The organism is Desulfobacteraceae bacterium, assembly GCA_022340425.1.
In the GTDB taxonomy this organism is placed as follows: domain Bacteria; phylum Desulfobacterota; class Desulfobacteria; order Desulfobacterales; family JAABRJ01; genus JAABRJ01.
Genome location: JAJDNY010000153.1, coordinates 1 through 19,343, shown reverse-complemented (window position 1 = coordinate 19,343; position 19,343 = coordinate 1). Strand labels below are relative to the sequence as shown.

14 protein-coding genes are annotated in these 19,343 nt (G+C 62.2%); 10 read left to right on the top strand and 4 right to left on the bottom strand.

Features of this window, described 5'->3' with window-relative positions; all coding sequences use genetic code 11:
• Positions 1-23: 23 nt before the first annotated feature.
• Positions 24-1,226 carry an MFS transporter gene (locus LJE63_13340; protein ID MCG6907591.1) on the bottom strand — a complete coding sequence of 401 codons (1,203 nt, stop codon included), beginning with the start codon at positions 1,224-1,226 and terminating at the stop codon, positions 24-26.
• The gene (locus LJE63_13335) at positions 1,223-1,798 is read right to left on the bottom strand and encodes a hydrolase (protein ID MCG6907590.1); all 576 of its coding nucleotides are present in this window, start codon (positions 1,796-1,798) and stop codon (positions 1,223-1,225) included. Before LJE63_13335 ends, LJE63_13340 begins: the two co-directional genes overlap by 4 nt.
• Positions 1,799-2,061: 263 nt before the next feature.
• On the opposite strand from LJE63_13335, the gene LJE63_13330 reads away from it, so the two are divergent.
• The 7 genes from LJE63_13330 to LJE63_13300 all read left to right on the top strand — a co-directional run bounded on the left by LJE63_13330 (position 2,062) and on the right by LJE63_13300 (position 10,752).
• Positions 2,062-4,482, top strand: coding sequence for a hypothetical protein (locus tag LJE63_13330; protein MCG6907589.1), 2,421 nt, complete (start codon positions 2,062-2,064; stop codon positions 4,480-4,482).
• The gene (locus LJE63_13325) at positions 4,479-5,525 is read left to right on the top strand and encodes a phosphatidylserine decarboxylase (protein ID MCG6907588.1); all 1,047 of its coding nucleotides are present in this window, start codon (positions 4,479-4,481) and stop codon (positions 5,523-5,525) included. Before LJE63_13330 ends, LJE63_13325 begins: the two co-directional genes overlap by 4 nt.
• Positions 5,526-5,589: 64 nt before the next feature.
• Positions 5,590-6,639, top strand: a complete 1,050-nt coding sequence (locus tag LJE63_13320; protein ID MCG6907587.1) for a prolipoprotein diacylglyceryl transferase — start codon at positions 5,590-5,592, stop codon at positions 6,637-6,639.
• 13 nt (positions 6,640-6,652) lie between these two features.
• Positions 6,653-7,276: a DedA family protein gene (locus LJE63_13315; GenBank protein MCG6907586.1), complete on the top strand. Its 624-nt coding sequence runs from the start codon at positions 6,653-6,655 to the stop codon at positions 7,274-7,276.
• Between the two features lie 150 nt (positions 7,277-7,426).
• The gene (locus LJE63_13310; protein MCG6907585.1) at positions 7,427-8,623 is read left to right on the top strand and encodes an EAL domain-containing protein; all 1,197 of its coding nucleotides are present in this window, start codon (positions 7,427-7,429) and stop codon (positions 8,621-8,623) included.
• Between the two features lie 77 nt (positions 8,624-8,700).
• Entirely contained in the window at positions 8,701-9,864 is a 1,164-nt protein-coding gene (locus tag LJE63_13305) for a DNA polymerase IV (protein MCG6907584.1), read from the top strand.
• A 180-nt stretch (positions 9,865-10,044) separates the two neighbouring features.
• A complete protein-coding gene (locus tag LJE63_13300) occupies positions 10,045-10,752 on the top strand; it encodes a hypothetical protein (protein ID MCG6907583.1) in 708 nt (235 codons plus the stop codon).
• A gap of 33 nt (positions 10,753-10,785) precedes the next feature.
• Here the strand turns inward: LJE63_13300 and LJE63_13295 are convergent, their stop codons facing one another.
• On the bottom strand, positions 10,786-11,895 hold the full coding sequence (locus LJE63_13295; GenBank protein MCG6907582.1) for an ATP-dependent 6-phosphofructokinase: 1,110 nt from the start codon (positions 11,893-11,895) through the stop codon (positions 10,786-10,788).
• 601 nt (positions 11,896-12,496) lie between these two features.
• Between LJE63_13295 and LJE63_13290 the strand changes: the two genes are divergently transcribed.
• From LJE63_13290 to LJE63_13280, 3 genes are all read left to right on the top strand, one after another.
• Positions 12,497-13,798: an ABC transporter permease gene (locus LJE63_13290; GenBank protein ID MCG6907581.1), complete on the top strand. Its 1,302-nt coding sequence runs from the start codon at positions 12,497-12,499 to the stop codon at positions 13,796-13,798.
• 51 nt (positions 13,799-13,849) lie between these two features.
• Entirely contained in the window at positions 13,850-14,806 is a 957-nt protein-coding gene (locus LJE63_13285) for an ABC transporter permease (GenBank protein MCG6907580.1), read from the top strand.
• A gap of 63 nt (positions 14,807-14,869) precedes the next feature.
• Positions 14,870-17,020 (top strand): ABC transporter ATP-binding protein, encoded by a 2,151-nt coding sequence (locus LJE63_13280; protein ID MCG6907579.1) that lies wholly within the window; start codon positions 14,870-14,872, stop codon positions 17,018-17,020.
• A gap of 101 nt (positions 17,021-17,121) precedes the next feature.
• Here LJE63_13280 and LJE63_13275 read toward each other — a convergent pair whose 3' ends face one another.
• Positions 17,122-18,774 carry an ABC transporter substrate-binding protein gene (locus LJE63_13275; GenBank protein MCG6907578.1) on the bottom strand — a complete coding sequence of 551 codons (1,653 nt, stop codon included), beginning with the start codon at positions 18,772-18,774 and terminating at the stop codon, positions 17,122-17,124.
• Positions 18,775-19,343: the final 569 nt, after the last annotated feature.

Below are 19,343 nucleotides of genomic sequence, written 5' to 3'. Positions count from 1 at the left end.
GCCGCTCTTTCCCCGCCGGGCGCTCAGATCCCGGCTGCCGGCCGGCTGCGGGGCAGCATCATCACGAAGGGCAGCCCCAGCAGCCCGAGGGCGGCGGCCGCCAGGTAGGTGTCGCGAAGCCCCATCAGGTCCCCCAGGTACCCCACCCCCACCACGATCGCCGATCGGGCCATGAAGGAGATCATCATGTAGAGTCCGTTGGCGGCCGCCGGACTCTTGACCGCCCGCTCCTGCACAATGGCCAGCATCACCGGTGAGGTGGACAGCAGGGTGAAGCCGGTGCAGACCAGCATGAAAACGCGCGCCGGGCCGCTGAGCCAGGTGAAGAGAAAAAGGCTCAGCGGGGCCCCGATCAGCGAGACCAGCAGCACCCGCCGGCGGCCGAAGACGTCGCTCAGCGAGCCGGCGGCCAGCACGCCCACCACGCCGGCGCCCTCGAAAATGGTCAGGCCGGCGCCGGCCAGCCAGAGATTGCCGGTCTCTTGGAGGATGAAGGTCGGCAGGAAGGCCGTCATGGCAGCGTGCATGAACCCCCGCGCCGTCAGAATGCCCGAAAGCGGCAGAAGCACATGGCGTGTCTCCCGCCAGACCTGGCGGATCGAGGCTCTTTTGGGCCCCGCGACTTTGAGGGGTACATCCGCAAAACGGTTGTAAAGCCAGAGCGAGGCCAGCAGCCCCACCCCCATCACCGGGTAAAAGCCCTCGAAGCCCAGCACCGACACCGCACCAACCGCCGCCAACGGCCCTAAAGAGCGGGCCAATTCCCCGCCGGTCATGAAAAAACTCATCCCCCGCCCCACCCGTGTGCCCGAAAGCCGGGAGACCATCACCGGTGCGGGCACGTGAAAGAGCGCCACGCTGATGCCGGCCAAAAACATCAGGATCAGGAGGACCGTGTAGGACGGGGCCAAGCCCATCAGGCTCATGGGCACCGCCGTCAGGGAGGGCGCCAGAATGATGAACCAGCGCGTGCTCATGCGGTCGGCCAGGGTGCCGATGACGGGGTTGAGCAGGGCCGGCACCTGCATGACGGTGGTCAGAAGCCCCGCCTGGGTCAGCGACAGGGAGTGCTTCGCGATCAGCAGCGGCAGCAGCGGCGCCAGGAAGCTGGAATAGACGTCGTGGATGAAATGGCAGACCGAAAGGGCCAGCACCCGACCGGCTTGAAACGTCCCGGCCGCCGGGCGCGGCGCCTCCGCGCCGGTGCTCAGGCTGTGGGCCGTCATGGTTGGGCGGGCTGTCCCGCGAGCCCGATGGCCTCGGCCACCGTCCGCATGCCCAGGATGGTCTCGGTGATCAGGGCGCTGCGGTCCATGCCCAGCATCTCCGCCCCGCGGTCGATGATGGTGCGGTCGACCCCGGCGGCGAAGCGCTTGTCCTTCCATTTTTTCTTGACCGACTGGGCGGTCAGGTCCAGCACGCTGCGGCTGGGGCGCACCAGCGCGGTGGTGGCCACCAGCCCGGTGAGTTCGTCAACGGCGTAGAGGGTTTTCTCCATCGGCGACTCCGGCCGGACCTCCGAGCAGATGCCCCAGCCGTGGCTGACCACCGCGCGGATCATCTCCGCGGGCCACCCCTCGGCGGTCAGGATCTCCTCGGTCTTGCGGCAGTGCGCTTCGGGGAACTGCTCGTAGTCGAGATCGTGGACCAGGCCCACGATGCCCCACTTTTCCTCGTCCTGGCCGTTTTGGCGGGCGAAATGGCGCATGACCCCCTCCACGGCCAGGGCGTGTTTGATCAGGCTGTCGCTGCGGTTGTACTTCTGCAGAAGGGCAAAGGCCTCTGTTCGGGTGGGCATTCGGGATTCCATCGCAACGCTCCTCCTCGGCTTTCGGTTTGGTGCGGCCCGGCGCCGGCTGGCAGCAGGCCGCTGCGGTCGAAGTTTTATATAGAATTCACCTTTTGCTCACAATGTCAAAATATTCGAGGCCGATATAAGCTGCGGAAAAAAAAGAACCCATCGCGGCGACGGGTTGCGGGTCGTCGACCCGCCCCGACGGTGCCCTGCCCCGGATGGGGTCGCGGCCCCGTGGGGGCATCCACCCACCATTGGAGGTATGCATGAGCCCACAGAGCGCCCATCTGCGCGTGGTGCCGGAGCCCGCAGCGGCGCCGGAGCCCACCTTCGACTGCCGCCGGGTCGCGGACCTGCTGGGGATCGAGACCACCTCCGCCGCCGGATTTGCCGCCTCGCTGCCGTTTGCCGGCGGAGATGCCACCCTCGGCTCGGAAAACGAGCTGCAGACCGCCGTCCTCGGCTCGGGCCAGACCGTCGACCTGCCGCTGATGATCGCCCAGTCCAATTACTATCGCAACCTGCAGCGGCGGGCCCTGACCGGCGACGCCTCCCAGCGCAGCGTCTCGGAGCTGGCTGCCCATCTGGCGGACAACCCTGAAGGGGTCTGGGAAAACAGCTGGGTGCGGTTTCCCCTGGAGCGCTTAGGGAGCTATGCCCGGAGCGTGCTGGAGCGCGACCTGCAAGCCGACAAGGGCTGCCCCGGGCCGCGGCGCGGCGACTGCGAGCGGTTTTTTCTGCGGCAGAACGGTGCGACCTGGCTGCGGGTGCCGGTGAGCTACCTGCTCAAGCTGTCCCTGGCGGAGGCTATCGGCGATGCGGACCCGTCCTCCCTGGTGCGGATCAGTGGCGAGCGCTGCCTGCGCCATTTTTTAAGCGACAACACCTCGCCTGAGACCTTCTCCTTCCATCCCGTGGCGGGCGACGGTCAGACTTCGCCGGGTGCGGCCATCGCCGGCGAGACCCTGCGGCGTTTTCTGCTCGCCCAATTTCTGATGGCCTTCGCCAACCGGCACTTCGGGCTGACGCAAAGCGGGCAGGAGGTGACGGTCTATTTCGCCCCCAACCCCCCCTTGCGCCAGAAACGGCTCAACCGCCTGATCTCCGACGGCTTCTACCGCGAGCTCTTCATGAGCCCCTGCCTTTCCGGCTGGGACTGCGGCGAAAAAAAACACCGCTACATGGTGCTCTGCCACCAGGTGCTCTCCCGCAGCCAGCTCAACGCCGTGGCCAAGTTGAAGGAGGCCGGGATCATCACCCGCAACCTGATCGTGCTGCCCGATGTGTCCAACACCAGCCTGGCCAACAACGGCACCCACGTCAGCATCGGCAGCCGCAAGCTCTCGGCCCTGCTGCAAGCCGGGGTGCCCGGTTTCGGCCCCGCGGCCGAAAAGCACATGGGCGACCTGGTGATCAAAATCGTCGAGCACTTTCTGCCGCTTTTTGTCGGCACCTACAGCGCGGCCCCCTACCGGCTGGACTTTCAGGACTTTCACCCCGAGAAGGTGCTGGGCTTTCTGCCCCACGAGCTGGACTTCACCCACCTGCGGATGCTCTGGCGGCGCTGGAAGAAAAAGGCCTCGCTGAGCTGCTGCGGCCGGTCGCTGACGCCCTTCGGCCCCGAATGGCTGGATCGGCGCATTCCCCGCTTCCTCGGCCTGCGGGGGGACCTGGTGGACGATTTTCGCCTCCTGGACTACCCCGCAGCCCTGCTCAGCACCGCCAGCAGCCCGGCGCTGGACGGCCGGCTGGGCAACGAACAGCGCCTCAAGGAGGACCTGGCTTCCATGGGGGTCTTCGACCCGGCGATGTCGATTTATCTCGCCTATCGCCTGCGCCAGTTCGGCACCATGGGCTATTCGGGCTTCGAGGGCCGTCACTTCAGCATGTTTCACGACATTATGGAAGACATGGGACCGGCGGCCGACCTTCAGGTGCTGCTGACTGCGCTGGCCTTCGGCTACGTCCTGCGAAACGACGTGACCCACGCCCAGATCCCCGACGACCCCTTCGTTGAAAGCGAGCGGCGCCAGATTTTTTTCGGGGCGGCCGTCGGGATTCCGACCTTTTACGTCCGCCAGGACACCCGCAACCGGTTTCTGGCGCGTATCCTGGGAACGGTCCAAGACACCCGCCTCAGCCGACGCTACAAGGGCTACGTGCGGGTCCAGCGGCAGGCCTACTGTCAGGCCCTGGTGGAGACCATCCGCAGCGACGGCCGTGAGCTCATCGAGCAGATGGGTCTCGGGGACGTGATCGAGGATCTGGCCGCGCGTCTGGCGGCGCCGGAGCGCGGCGCGGCGCGCAGGCTGACCATGGGCATCCTGGAAACGGCGGGGGCCGAGCACCCGCTGCAGCTCTCCGGGGCCGAATTCAACACCGCGGCCGAGCGCTATTACCGCGACGGGCTCAAAAACAGGGCCATCCAGGATGCTTTCGGGCTACTGGAGGAGGACTTCAAGGCCATCGACGCCTTTTCGGCCTGGCGCGAGGGGACCTTCAACAAGGACCTCTACACCCTCTTGGGGGGCCGCAGCGCCCCCGATTTTCTGGGCGGCGTCAAACGCGACTTGCTGACCGCCCAGGCCGACCCCGGCACCCTGCGCACCACCATTCAGGTGATGCTGCTGACTTTGGAGCGCGACCGCCGGCGTCAGGCCGCCGGTGCCGGGGAGTGCGTCCGATGAGGGCTGCTTACCTGACCCCCCACCAGTACATCGAACGCGAGACGGCCCGCGTGCGCGACGAAAGGCTGTTTGCCGACCGTCTGGTCAACCTGCTCTACACGCCGCTGCGCGAGCGCGCGCCGGTGCTTTTCCGCGCCCTGACCTCGGCCCGCGTCTCCCGCCTGCTGGGCCTTTTGAACTACGGCCGGCGGCAGGGGAGAAACCTTTCAGGCGCCGAGCGCCTGATCCACGCCCTGGGCATCGATCTCTCCGAGTGTCTGGGGGGGCGCGCGGCGCTGGACTCGCCCCGGGCGGTCTTCGAGCGGCGAATCCGCTACTGGGACACCCGTCCCATGCCCGCCGACCCCGCCGCGGTGGTGGCCCCGGCGGATGCTCGCATGCTGGTGGGGGCGTTTGGCGATCAGACCCGGTTCTTCATTAAGGAAAAGTTCTTCGACGGCGACGAACTGCTGGGTGTTCGGCGCCCGGACTGGCGTGACCTTTTCCAAGACGGCCATTTCGCCCTCTTCCGGCTGACCCCCGAAAAATACCATTACAACCACAGCCCCGTGGCCGGGCGGGTGGTGGACCACTACGCCCTTGACGGGTGCTACCACGCCTGCAACCCGGGCGCCGTGGTGGCGGCGGTGACCCCCTTTTCCAAGAACAAGCGCGTGGTCACGGTCATCGATACCGATGTGCCGGGCGGCACCTGCGCCGGCCACGTCGCCATGATCGAGGTGGTCGCCCTGATGATCGGGGATATCGTCCAGTGTTACAGCGACAGCCGCTACGACGCCCCCCGGCCGGTCCGGCCGGGGGACTTCTTGCAGCGCGGACAGCCCAAGAGCCTCTACCGGCCGGGCAGTTCGGTGGACGTTCTGATTTTTGAAAAAGACCGGGTCCGTTTTTCCGAGGATATCGTCGCCAACATGTTCCGCCGGGACGCCGTCAGCCGCTACTCCCAGGGCTTCGGCCAGCCCTTGGTGGAAACGGAGGTGGCGGTGCGGGCCGCCATCGGTAGGGCCCTGCCGGCGGCTGCCGCCGGCCCCGAACCGGTTTGACCCGGGCGCGCCGGCGGGTTTCGTTCGGCGCGCGTCCTTCAACCCCAAAAAAAGAGGTGCCGTCGTGGCCGCAGCCCTTTTTGTCGCCGGTTTTTGCCTGTTGACGGCCGTGATGCTGGTCTGGGGGTTTCGCCACCTGCCGCGCGAAAAATGGCAGTTTCTGGCCTCGCTGCCCAGTGTGCGCCAGCCGGACGGTTGCTGGCGCGGCGTCAATCTGACCTACTACGGCGTTTTCAACGCCAATGCCTACCTGCTGGCCACGGCCGTCGGCATCTGCCTGCTGGCGGCGCTGGGGATCCCATGCGCCGGGTTTTTCTTGATAGTGGCGGTCTTGCTGGGGATTTGCGTGCCGGCATCCAAGCTGATCGCGCGCCTGGTGGAAAAAAAGAAATACACCTTCAGTGTCGGGGGGGCGGCCTTTGTCGGTATTCTGGGCGGGCCGCCGCTGGTCTGGGGCCTCGGGCGGGTGCTGGGAGCCCGAATGGGGGTTGAGCTGCCGCTTGCCGCCACCCTGGCCGCGCTTGCGATCGCCTACGCGGTCGGCGAAGGCGTCGGGCGGCTGGCCTGCATCAGCTTCGGTTGCTGCTACGGCAAGCCGCTTTCCGGGACTCATCCGCTGATCCGCCGGCTCTTCGGCAACCGCGGTTTCGTCTTTCAGGGCGTTACCAAAAAGATCGCCTTTGCCGACGGCCTTGACGGCGAGCCGGTGGTGCCGGTCCAGGCGGTCACAGCCATCGTTTACTGCGCAGCGGCGGCGTTCGGGCTTGCCCTTTTTTTCGGCCAATGGTATCGTGCCGCCTTTCTGGAGGTGGTGGTGGTCACCCAGCTGTGGCGTTTTTTTTCCGAGTTCCTGCGGGCGGATTACCGCGGGGCTGGCCGGATTTCCAAATATCAGACCATGAGCCTGGTGGCCGCCGGCGCCGCCGTGCCCTTCGCCCTCCTTTGCCCGCCCTCGGTTGCGGCCGTTGACATCCTGGCCGGGTTGTGGAGCCTCTGGCAGCCCGGGGTGCTGGTTTTTCTGCAAGCGCTGTGGCTGTTTGCGTTTCTCTACACCGGCCGAAGCCAGGTGACCGGCGCCAAAATTCACTTCCACGTTCTTCAGGACCGTATTTGAGGCCCGCCACAGGATGACAACCGCCGATTTCATCGCCGCCTACGGTTATGCCGCGGTCTTTTTCGGGGCGCTCGTCGAGGGGGAAGCCGTCCTGATCGTGGCGGTAATGCTGGCCCGTCAGGGCTGTCTGGACATTTCCGCCGTGATGGCGGCCGCCCTGCTGGGCGCCTTTTGCGGCGATCTGTTGCTCTTTGGCCTGGGCCGCATCGGCGGACAGGCGCTTTTGGCGCGCCGGCCCCTGTGGCAGGTCCGCCTGAAGCGGGCGCAAGGCCTTGAGCGGCGCTGCCGTCTGCCGCTGATTGTGGGTTTCCGCTTTCTGTATGGGTTGCGGACGGTGATCCCGCTGGCTATCGGCATGGGGCCCATTGGTGGACTGCGCTTTCTGCTATTGGATGCCGTGGGCGTATCGATCTGGGCGGGCCTGACGGCAGCGGCCGGCGTCCTGCTGGCGGACGTTTGGTCGGTTCACCTGGCGGCCCTGCCCCACGGCAGCTGGGCGCTGCTGGCGGTCGTGCCGGTCGTCCTGGGCCTCTGGTGGGCGCTGTGCCGGCGGCCGAAAACCACCTCCAAGAAAGCCCCGGTTTTTCTGCTGCGGTCACCATCCGGCCCCTTTCCCGAATTCCCTCCCCGGGGCTGAAAGCCCCAGCCACCCCCCGCGCACAGGCCTTGATCCCATTGCCGGTCTCCTGTATGAAAGAATAGTTGCTGGCCGATTTTTCGATGGGGTTCCGCCGCCTGCGGAAGTCCCCAACGCCGTCCGGATCGATTCACCACTGAAAGCGTTGCCATGGGGAACTACTGCCTGGTGTTTCAACTCCAGAACCCTGAACACCTGCTGGCGGTTTTCGGGGATAACCTGATGGCAGCCGTCGAACGCGATTTGACGCGGGATTTTTCGGGCCTGGCCCAGCGTTTGCTAGAACGCCACACGCCCCTGGGCGCTATCCGGGTTGCGGCCCGCGGCCTCTGGTACCAAGTGTTTGCGCTGAAGCGCCCGGCCTGGTCGGGCTCAGACCAGGAACAGCGCCGGAGCCTGGCTGCGGCCGCCGGGGAATTGGTCCGGGAGGCGCTCGTGAAGAATTTCGGGCCGGCCACCGGCAGCCGCCTGCGGATCAAGGCGGCAATCTTGGCTCTGCCGGAAGAGGAGATGCCGAAAGCGGCGCTGGACCGGCTGGTTCCCCGACTGCTGGCGGATGTCCCCGATGCGCGCCGGCGCGAGGGCCTTCCCACCCGGGAGGAAGTCCAGCGCCTGATCGCCGGCGACCGGCTGCTCACCTACCTGCAGCCGGTTTACGCCCTTCTCACGGAAAAGATCATCGGCTTCGAAGCCCTGGTCCGGGGCCCCCAGGACAGCCGGGTTCACGACGCCGCCGATCTGCTGGGGGCCGCCTCCCGGGTGGGTCTGGGGGAGGTGCTGGAGTTGGATTGTGTCGGCATGGCGCTGGATTGGGGGCTCAAACTGCCACCGCCCCTGTGGATCTTCATCAATATCTCGCCTGCCCTGATCCGACACCCCGATTTCTTCCACCTGGTCACCCGCCGTGATTTCCGCGCTATTCGCTCGCGGGTGGTGCTGGAGTTTACCGAGCACCTGCCGCTGGAAGCCATCGACACCCTCCAGGGGGCTCTTAAGGAACTGAAAGAGCTGGGGTTTCGTCTGGCGCTGGACGACACCGGCTGCGGCTTTTTCGACCTTCAGACCGCCAGGACCCTCAGACCTGAAATCGTCAAGCTCTGTATCACCGTGACCAGCCGGGTGGGACGCCAACTGGGCATCGACCAGGAGATCCGCCGCACGGCGGAGGTCATCACGAGGCTCGGCGGCCGGCTGTTGGCCGAGGGGGTTGAGCGCCGGCAGCAGGCCGAGATTCTTCGCCAAAGCGGGGTGAGTCTCGTTCAGGGGTTCCTGTACGGCCGGCCCGGACCCGCCGCGGACTGGATCGAGGCCCTGGAAACCCTGGAAACCAGTGCGACCGAAGGCTGAGTGCCCGCGGGGGATAGGCGTATCCCTTCGGGCCCATTGAAACAGCCGCCGGGACGAACATTTCGAAGCAGGCCGCCATGCACGCCAGCCGCACCATCCTGCACCTGGACATGGACGCGTTTTTTGCCGCCGTCGAGCAGCGCGACAACCCCGGCCTGCAGGGCCGGGCGGTCATCGTCGGCGGCCTTTCGGACCGCGCGGTGGTGACCACCGCCAGCTACGAGGCTCGCCGCTACGGTGTCCGCTCGGCCATGCCGATGTTCCAGGCCCGCCGCAAATGCCCCCAGGCCATCATCGTCGCCCCCCGCAGGGAGCGCTACCAGGAAGTGTCGCGGACCGTCATGGGTCTTCTCAGGGAATTTACGCCGCTGGTGGAGCCGGTCTCCATCGACGAGGCCTATCTTGACGTCACCGGCTGCGAACGGCTCTTCGGGCCCCCACCGCTTTTGGCCGAAAGGATCAAGACCCGCATCCGCGAGACCGTCGCCCTGACCTGCTCCATTGGGATCGCGCCCAACCGCTTCCTGGCCAAGATCGCCTCGGACATGGACAAGCCCGACGGGTTGACCCGGATCGCCGCCGGGGAGGTGCTTGCGTTCACGGAAAAACTGTTGGTGGGCAAGGTGCCGGGGGTCGGGCCGATGACCCTGGAGACCCTGCGGCGGCTGGGGATCCGGACCCTCGGGGAGCTGCGTAAATTTCCCGACGGCCTTCTGGAGCGGCGCCTGGGGCGTTTCGGGCGGCGTCTCAAGTCGCTGGCCTTCGGTGTGGACCCCACCCCGGTGGTGCCTGTTTCGCCCGCCAAGTCGGTCAGCAGCGAGGAGACCCTTGCCGCGGACACCGCCGATCAAGCGCTGTTGAAAAACCTCCTGCTGCTGCAGGCCGAGACCGTCGGGGCGCAGCTGCGCAAGATGGGCCTGCGGGCCAAAACCATCACCTTGAAACTAAAGTATGCCGATTTCAGCCAGATCACCCGCAGTGTGACCCTGCCGGGCGCCACCCAGGCGGCCGACACCATTTTCGGGACCGCCGTGAACCTCCTGCAGGCCCAGCCCCTCGCGCGCAAGGTGCGCCTGATCGGGGTCGGTGCATCCCATTTTCTGCCGCAGTCCGCGCCTTCCCAGAGGATGCTCTTCGACGGCGCCGCCGAGCGCAACGCCGGCTGGGAAAAGGTCGACCGGACCGTGGACGCCATCAGCCGCAAGTTTGGCCGGGGAAAGATCCGCAAGGCATCCCTTTAAAATCGGCCAGCGCCCCTGGTCGGGGGTGCGCCCGCAGCGGGGTTCCCAGCCGCCCGGCGCCTTGACAGACCACCGCACGATGCTACCTTGAAACTGTCGCCTGTAAAGAATTGGTTCCGGAATTTTTAGCGATGGCCGGGGCGGGACGCACTACCATTCCCACCGGCCGGGGAGGGTGCCGTGAAGAGAACTTGGCTGTGGACGGTTTTAGGGATGATGCTGGTAATCGGGGTGGTCGGCTGTGCCGGCGAGCGGGGTGGGGCGGCTGCGCCCGATATCGCCCGGGAGGTGGCTGCGGCTTACGGCGTGCAGGAGTTTCACCGGGTCGAGGCCCTGCGCTTCACCTTCAACGCCCTGATCGGCGACAAAACGGTTCGCCGCGCCTGGCAGTGGGAGCCCAAGGGCGACCGGGTGACCTTTTTTGGCGCCGAGGGGCCGGTCAGCTTCGAGCGCCGGGCGCTGTCGGCCGACTCCAGCGAAGAGCTGCGCAAGCTGGATGCGGCTTTTATCAACGACCAGTACTGGCTGCTTTTCCCGCTGCACCTGGTGTGGGACGCAGACCTCACCCTGGCAGATCTCGGCCGCCATCCGCTGCCCCTGGGCGGCGGCAGCGCCCGGCGCCTGGTGGTGACTTACCCGCCGTCCACCGGGTACACGCCGGGGGATGTCTACGAGCTGTTTGTGGGTGAGGATAAGCGCATCCACCAGTGGGTCTATCGCCGCGGCGGGGCCCCCGAGCCCACCCGGACGGCCACCTGGGAGGACCACCGGACCCTCGGGCCGCTGGTGCTCTCCCTGGATCACAAGGTGCCCGACGGCACCTTCCGGGTGTGGTTCAGCGAGGTGGCGCTGCGCCTGGAGGGAAGCCCCGACTGGTTGACGCCCTGACGAACCTGGTCCGGCAAGGCAAGATGCATAAGTTTACGAGAAGCCGTTTTGGCGCCCCAGGTTGATGCCGATGGCCTCGGCGCAGTGGATCAGCTGGGAGGTGAGCGGAACCGTGCGGCACTTTCCGGCAATCTCCGAGAGCGGCACCAGGACGATCTCCGGGGTGCGCAGGGCCACCATGTTGCCGAACTCGCCCCGGGCCGCCGCCTCCACCGCGCGGCTGCCGAGACGCGTGCCCAGCACCCGGTCGAAGGCGCACGGCGAGCCGCCCCGCTGGATGTGGCCCAGCACGGTGCAGCGCACCTCGAGAGCGATGTGTTCCTGGATCTGAGCGGCGAGATAAAAACCCACCCCACCTAGCTGCGGCACGCCCTGAAGGCGTGTGGCACCACTCTCCTGGGCGATGGCCGAGCCGCCCTCCTCGTGGGCGCCCTCGGCTACCATGACGATGCTGTAGGGGCTGCCGCCTTCCGCCCGCAGCCGGATTTTCTCCACGATGTTCTCAATCCGGTAGGGGATTTCGGGAATCAGAATGACGTGCGCGCCGCCGGCGATTCCGGCCTCCAGGGCGATCCAGCCGGCGTTGCGGCCCATGACCTCCAGGATCATCACCCGCCGGTGGCTGCGGCCGGTGGTGTGCAAACGGTCCATGGCGTCGCTGGCCACCTCCACGGCGGTTTGAAAACCGAAGGTGTAGTCGGTCATCTCCAGGTCGTTGTCGATGGTCTTGGGAATGCCGATCACCGGGACGCCCATTTCGAATAGCCGGTAGGCGATCTCCATGGTGCCCTCGCCACCGACCACCATCAGACAGTCCAGCCCGAGGGCTTTGAAGTTCTCGAGGGCCCGCTCGGAATAGTCATGGACGCGGATCCCGCCATCGGGGGTGTATTCGCGGTACGCAAAGGGGTTGCCCTTGTTGGTGGTGCCGAGAATCGTGCCCCCGAGGGTCAGGATGTCCCGCGTCGAACGGATGGTCAGCTCCTGAGTGCGGTTGCACACCAGCCCCTCAAACCCCTCTTCGATGCCGATTACCTTGCAATTTTCCTGGATAATGGCCGCCCGCGTGACGGCCCGGATGACCGCATTCAGGCCGGAGCAGTCGCCGCCTCCGGTCAGGATGCCCACTTTTTTGAGCGTCATGGGAATCTCCTCGCAAAAAAAAATTGTAGGGTTAAATGGGAGGCGCTGCCCCGGCCCGGTCGGTGAGGCGCGTGAAATTGCCGGCGCCGCCGAATAGCAGCCAAAGCGCCAATGTGTGGCCCCGCCCGGCGATGATACCCATGCCCCCTATATCTGCGAAATCGCAAGACGTGTCAAACCCAATCGCCGTTTTGTCCGGCGGAAACGCCCAGCGGATTCATCCCGACCTCTCCTGGATCCACACCCCTGTGATCAGATACTCAAATTTTTTAACCGGTTTTGCTTATCCATGAGTACTTTATTGGAGTGGCGGGATTATGAGCGGCTAAACGTAGTACAAGGTAAGTAATCAAAATTTCTAACCGGATCAAATTGTTGGCTGTTTTTTTACCTGTCAACAGGCACTGCTTCGAAATGGCTGCGAAATTACTCTTAATTATTACTAGTTGAAATAATTACACAAGTTTGATAGTAATTAATTTCTTTTTAGTATAGCTTAGAATTATCCTCCCGCCAATCTTTGGCGTTCAGCGGTTTATGCGCGTATGCTTCAACGCTGTGTTGCCTGCGGTGCCGCGTTGATATTTCACAGGACATCATCATGGCTAAGTTCATTATCAGACGATTCTTATTACTGGTTTTAACCATGTTGCTGGTATCGGTGGCGGTCTTTCTGATTACCGAAGCCTCTCCGGGGAATGTGGCCAAGAACGTACTCGGTGCCTTTATCACCCCGGAGCAGGAAGCCTCCTTTTTGGCCCAGATGGGTTTGGATAAGCCGGTTCACATCCGCTACATTCGCTGGTTGCTGGGCAGCGACTGGCTGGCGGAAGGCAAGGTGGGCATGCCACTCGAAAGGCTTACCAACAATGACGGTTTTGTAGAGTGGTGGGCAGTTCGATCCAACGGGGACTTGGTGCGCTGGAAGTTGGAGGGCGAAGATATCGTCGCCATCACCCTCCCCAAAGGCTTGGGCGAACCGGTGCGGCAAACGGACAACGACCGCTGGCAGCCCGGGCCGGACGGCGGCCAAATCGCCTGGGGGGTGGACACGGCGAACAATGTCGTGCGCTGGGAAAAGGGCACCGACCTGGAGGTTTGGACTTTTGTCATGGGCACCGGCTGGATGAAGACCACCGGAGGGCCTGTGGAGTACATTCCCCTGAAAAAAGGATTTATTCGTGGTGATCCCGGCGTCTCCTTGCGCACCGGCCGGCCCGTGGCCGACACGATTTTCACCCGCCTGCGCAACTCCATGGTCTTGGCCGGCATCGCCTTTGTGCTGGTGATGCCCACCGCCCTGCTGCTGGGCATGATCGCCGGCCTCAAGGAGGGCTCGCTCAAGGACCGCGTGCTGTCCATCGGCGGTATGATGTTCTCGGTAATACCCGAATTTGCCACCGGTATTTTCCTGATCCTGATCATGGCGGTCTGGCTGCAGATTGTTCCCGGTGCCACGGTGTTTGGCGAAAAAGCGCCCTGGGAACGCCTGGACATGCTGATTTTGCCGGTATTGACCCTGACGCTGGTGGAGTTGGGCTACATTCTGCGCATCACCCGGGCCAGCATGGTGGAAGTGATGAAATCTCCTTATATCCGTACGGCGTATCTCAAGGGGCTGCCATATTGGCGCATTGTCTTCAAGCATGCCGTCCGCAACGCCTTGATGGCGCCGATCACCGTGATCATGCTGCATGTCAACTGGCTTATGGGCGGCATCGTCATCGTCGAGGTGGTCTTTGGCTATCCCGGTTTGGGCAAGTACCTGCTCGAATCGGCCCTGTTCAAGGACATCAACGGCCTTGAGGCCGGGGCCATGATTCTGGTGCTGCTGGCCGTTGGCACCCAGCTGGTGGCCGATATCGTATACACTTTTCTCAATCCGCGCATTCGATACGCGTAGCGCTTTATTTTCAGGCCGATGGCCGGCGAACAGACAACAGTGAGGAGCATCATGCCCGACGGCGCGCAAGTTGCTGCATCCGACAATTCGCTTGACGAAAACCCACCGCTGAAAAGCGAGCGACGAACGCTTCTCTCGCGAATGAGAGACGGTGTCGATTTCCTATGGGCTTCCAAGACCGCCACGGTGGGCCTGTTTTTGGTTCTATTTTGGATTTTCGTGGCTATTTTCGCCCCCCTGCTGACACCCTACGGCCCCCTGGAGCAGGACTGGAAAAATCCCAACAGCGGCCCCAGCACGGAGCACATTCTGGGTACCGACGAACTGGGACGCGATCTGTGGTCCCGCCTGATTTACGGCGCCCGCGTGGTGCTGGTGATTATGCCCATTAGCGAAAATCTCTGGATACCGGGGGGAACCGCCGTTTGGGGTGTACTCGTGGCCTTGATCGTGGGTACGACATTGGGGCTGGTCAGCGGCTACCACGGCGGCTGGGTGGACGAGATCACCATGCGCCTGCTGGACGCCATGATGGCCGTGCCAATCATCCTACTCTACATGATTATCATGGCCGCGCTGGGCGCATCGGCCATCAACGTCGTTTTGGCCATGACCATAGTGGGCACGCCGGGCATCGCCCGACTTGTTCGCAGCCTATCTTTGGACATCCGTACGCGCGAATACATCCGTGCCGCCGAGACCCGGGGGGAAAACGCCTGGTTCATCATGTTCGTGGAGATTCTGCCCAACGCCCGCGGCCCTATCATAGTGGACGCCATGTTGCGGGTGGGATACGCGATCTTCGCCATGGGAACCCTGGGCTTTCTTGGCCTGGGCATCCCCCCGCCATCGCCGGACTGGGGCTCCATGGTGGCCAAGGGGCGCGAGTTTATTCTGGCAGGCAGCCCCTGGGCCGCCTTGTGGCCGTCGCTGGCCATCGCCTCGCTGGTGGTGGGGCTGAACCTTTTGGCTGACGGAATTCGGGAGGAGTCCATGCGCTATCAATGAAACGGCGCACAGGCCGAAGGTTGACGCGCGGGGAAGCTTGGTTTTTACACGATGAGAGGTTCAATGATTGAACTGGTCAGCGAAAAATCGGAAATTGTGCTCGATGTGGAGCATTTGAGCATCTCCTATGAAACGCGCAAGGGGGACGTGGAGGCCGTGCGCGATGTCTCTTTCTGCGTGCGCGAGGGCGAAACCGTGGGTCTGGTGGGTGAATCCGGTTGCGGTAAGAGCACCATCGCCTACGGCATCGTCAATCACTTGGGGCCCAACGGCAAGATCACCGGCGGGCACATCCGCTTCCAACAAACCGAACTGGTCAACCGCAGCCAGGCCGAGCTCAAAAAGATCCGCGGCAACAGTATCGCCATGGTGTTTCAGGATCCCATGCAGTCCCTCAATCCATCCATGCGGTTGGGTGAACAACTGACCGAGGTGCTCACCTGCCACAGGGATATCTCCACAAAGGACGCATGGAAACGGTGTGTCCGCATGCTCAAACGGGTCAATATGCCCGACCCCGAGGATGTGATGAGGCGCTACTCCCACCAGATCTCCGGCGGTCAGCAGCAGCGGGTGGTCATCGCCATGGCGATGCTCAACAATCCGGCCTTGCTGATAATGGACGAACCCACCACGGCCTTGGATGTCACCGTGGAAGCGGCGGTCTTGGACTTGATCGAGGAGCTCAAGCAGGACTTCAAGGCGGCTAATATTTTCATCACCCACAATTTAGGGGTTGTGGCTCGGGTGAGCGATTTTCTGTGTGTCATGTACGCCGGCCAAATGGTGGAGAAGGGCACCGTAGTGGAGATTTTCAAGAGCCCCAGCCATCCCTATACCCGCGGGTTGATTTCGGCGGTGCCCAAACTGGGGGACAGCAAGCTGGACTCGGTGCTTTACCCCATTCGCGGGCGTGTGCCGGCCCCGGCTGATCGTCCTCAGAACGCCTGCATTTTTGCACCGCGCTGCGACTATGCCACGGGCGAATGTTTGGAGACCCGGCCCGGCATGGTTCAACTCTCCCCGGAGCACGCCGCCCGTTGCTTCTACGCCACGGACATCGAATCGCGCCCCAAGACCATCCGGCGCAAGTGCAGAGCTAAAAAAGCCAAGGAGGTCATAGCGAATCAGAAGGACAGGCAAAAAAATGACGTTGCCCTGGATTCGGAGAATTTAAAGATCTGGTATCCCAAAGCCGCCGACAGTGTCATCAGCCTGTTCGGCCTGGGTGAGAAGAAGTACGTCAAGGCGGTGGATGACGTAAGCCTGCGGGTGGCCAAGGGCCGTACCCTGGGGCTGGTGGGGGAATCCGGCTGCGGCAAATCCTCCTTGGTCAAGGGGCTCATCGGACTGGAGCCGCTGACCGGCGGCAAAATGCAGTTTTTAGGCATCGAGGTCGAGGAGGGGGTTACCTCCAGGGACACGGCGTTGATCAAGGAAATGCAGATGGTGTTTCAAAACCCGGATTCGACCCTCAACCCCTCCTATACCGTGGGTCGGCAGATAGCGCGCCCGATCCAGCGCTTCAAGACAGTGCCGCGCAGTCAGGTCAAGAACGAAGTGATTCGTCTGCTCAAAGCCGTGCGGTTGTCTGGAACCTACTACGACCGGCTGCCGCGGCAGCTTTCCGGGGGCGAGAAGCAGCGGGTGGGCATCGCACGCGCCCTGGCAAGTCGGCCGGACCTGATCATCTGCGATGAGCCGGTTTCTGCTTTGGATGTCAGTGTCCAGGCGGCGGTGATAAACCTTCTGCTGGAGATCCAGCAGGCCTTTGGCTCGTCGATGATATTCATCGCCCACGATTTAAGCGTGGTGCGTTATTTCTCCGACGACATCGCCGTGATGTACCTTGGGCGCATCGTCGAGATCGGCCCGGCAGAAAAAATTTACGACCCGCCCTATCATCCTTATACCGAAGCCCTGCTGTCGGCGGTGCCCATTGCCGACCCGGAGGCCGAGCAAAAAGATATCCGCCTGAGCGGCAACGTGCCCAGTGCCCTCAATCCCCCCTCAGGATGCTATTTTCACACCCGCTGCCCCCGGCGGGCCGAGATGCTGCCCGACGGCGGCCGGATCTGCGAAACTGAAAAACCGCCCTGGCAGCAGAACGAATCGGGCCATCGCATCCTCTGCCACATACCCCTCGAAGAGCTGATGAAACTCGAACCGGTGGTGCATCCGAAAAAAGCAAGGCAAGAGAAAAAGACTGAATAATCTTAGATCGAAATTGCCGCAAGAAGGAGAGGCGTTTCAACGCCTCCCTTTTTTACCGGGGCCCTTATACCGGGACTTCAACCAACCCGTTTAACTCGAGGTTAGCCGTCCAGCCAAACCTCGTTAAGCAAAAGCAGCAGGTTGGGGTGAGCGATGACGTTTTGAATTTTCTTGTTGGGACACATCCAGGTGTTCATCCAGTAGGCGATGCCGATTGAGCCGCGCTCCATTTGAATGTCCTCGAGCTTGCACATGATTCCTCTGCGCGTCTCGACATCCAGGGTCCCGCTTGCCTGGGTCAGCAGTTCGCTGAACTCTTTGTCTACCCAGCGCGTCTCGTTCCAGGGAACCGGTTTGCCGTTCTCATCAGCAGTATAAGCGGCATTGAGAACCATGGTTTCCAAGGGTCGATGGGTCCACGGTGTGATGCCCAGATCCTCTTCTGTCCACTTGTCCCAGTATTGGCTGGTTGTCATGGTTTTGATGTTGACACGAAAACCGGCAGGCGCCGCGTCCTCTTTGAGCACTTCTGCGTAGCGCACGACGTCGGTCCATTCCGAACCGACGGCAATATTGACGTCGATGCCGTTTGGGTAGCCGGCTTCCTCAAGCAATTGTTTGGCCTGATCCGGATCATACTGGGGCACCGGTTTCTCGCAATAGCCCGGATGTTTTGGATATACGTGGAAATCTTGTCCCTGCATACCCTCACCCTGGTAGGCCAGGGCAAGGATTTTCTCGCGGTGCTGACAGAGCTTGAGGGCCTTGCGGACGCGATTGTCATTCCAGGGCTTGAGGTCTGCCCGCATGCGCAGGACGCGGGTGGTAGCCGTGGTCACCGGAATGATTTTAATGTGGCCGTCACCCTTGACTGCTTTCATGATGTCGGGGCCTGGGCTGTCGGAGGCGTCGATCAAATCGATATCGCCTGACTTCAGAGCGGCGATTTGGGGGGCTTTCTCACCCCCCATATCGATGAAACGAATTTCATCCAGGTATGGCAAGGGCTGGTCGTCAGCCCCTTTCTGCCAGTAGTCCTTTCGCGCCTTGACAATGCAGATCTCGCCTTCCTTGTACGTATCAAGCACGAACGGTCCGGTGCCGTGGGGGGCTTTCTTCATGTCACCTTCGAAGGTGCGATGATTAACCACCTGGGCGGTATACTGGTAGAAATCTTCAGGCAGGGAAATGGCTGGGCTTTTCAGGTGAAGTTTGAACTGGTAGTCATTGATTTTTTCAATGCCCGAGGTTTCCAGATAGCTGCCCACAAAACCCTTGAGAGAAGAACCAACGGCATCATCCAGCCACTGCTGAATGGTAAAAATGCAGTCATCTGCAGTAAAGGTGTCGCCGTTGTTGAAGGTCACGCCTTGGCGGACGTTGAAGGTCCACGTCTTCAAATCATCGCTGGCCTCCCAGCTTTCGCAGAGGTAAGGATGGGTAAAATTGTTTTCGTCCGTGAAGGTCATATACTCCCAAATCTGACGGGTGGCGTTTGACGGCATAAGCCAGGAAAAACGTGCCGGGTGGTCGATCTTTTGGATTTGCTGGGATACACGGAGAACCCCACCGCGTTTGATATCCGCAGCTGCAAGCTTTTTGGGCAGCACCATCCCGGCGAGTTGACCGGCAGCGGTTACACTCAAGCCGAGCAGCGCGCTGTAGTGGATAAATTCACGCCGGGAAAGATTCCCCTTATCCATCTCGTTTTTAAGCTTCGGAATTGCCGGGTGAATTTGCTTTTTTGCCCTCATGTCGCCTCTCCTTTCTTTTGGGGTTGATAAAAACTTCTCTTTTCCACTACTAGCAAAAAATTTCACGATGTGCAACATGGGCAAGTTGAGAGCCAATTGCAAGAAGTGTCCTTGTGCAGCCCGTTCAAGAGTGCTTGTTCTTAAGTAAAAATAATGTAATAAGCTGATTTATTGTGAATTTTTGTATGCCCATTTTACTTTTTGTAAATTCACTCATAATCATAGCGGAGCTTTTGTTGAACCTTTTTAAGCCAAGGCAAACCAAGGTGGGAATGATTTGGGTTAGTGCGAATGTTTCTGGTCAAAGGTGTGAGAAGGTTAGGCGTGGATCCGGGAAAGGTCGGGCTGGGTTGCCGGAAAACCGGTGTTCTCGAAGGGGTAGCACGCGGGTTTGACCTGCTCGGTTTGGCTGGGTTTCAGCATATATTGCCGGTGCCTTTTGTGGCCTTTTTTCCCGCCGGCTTTTTTGCTCTGTGCTGCGATGTCCAGGGAAAAATCCGCCCGGTTACCCGTTTTTTACCGATACCCTGTGATCAATAATAAAAATTTTTGACATGAAAAAAGGGAAA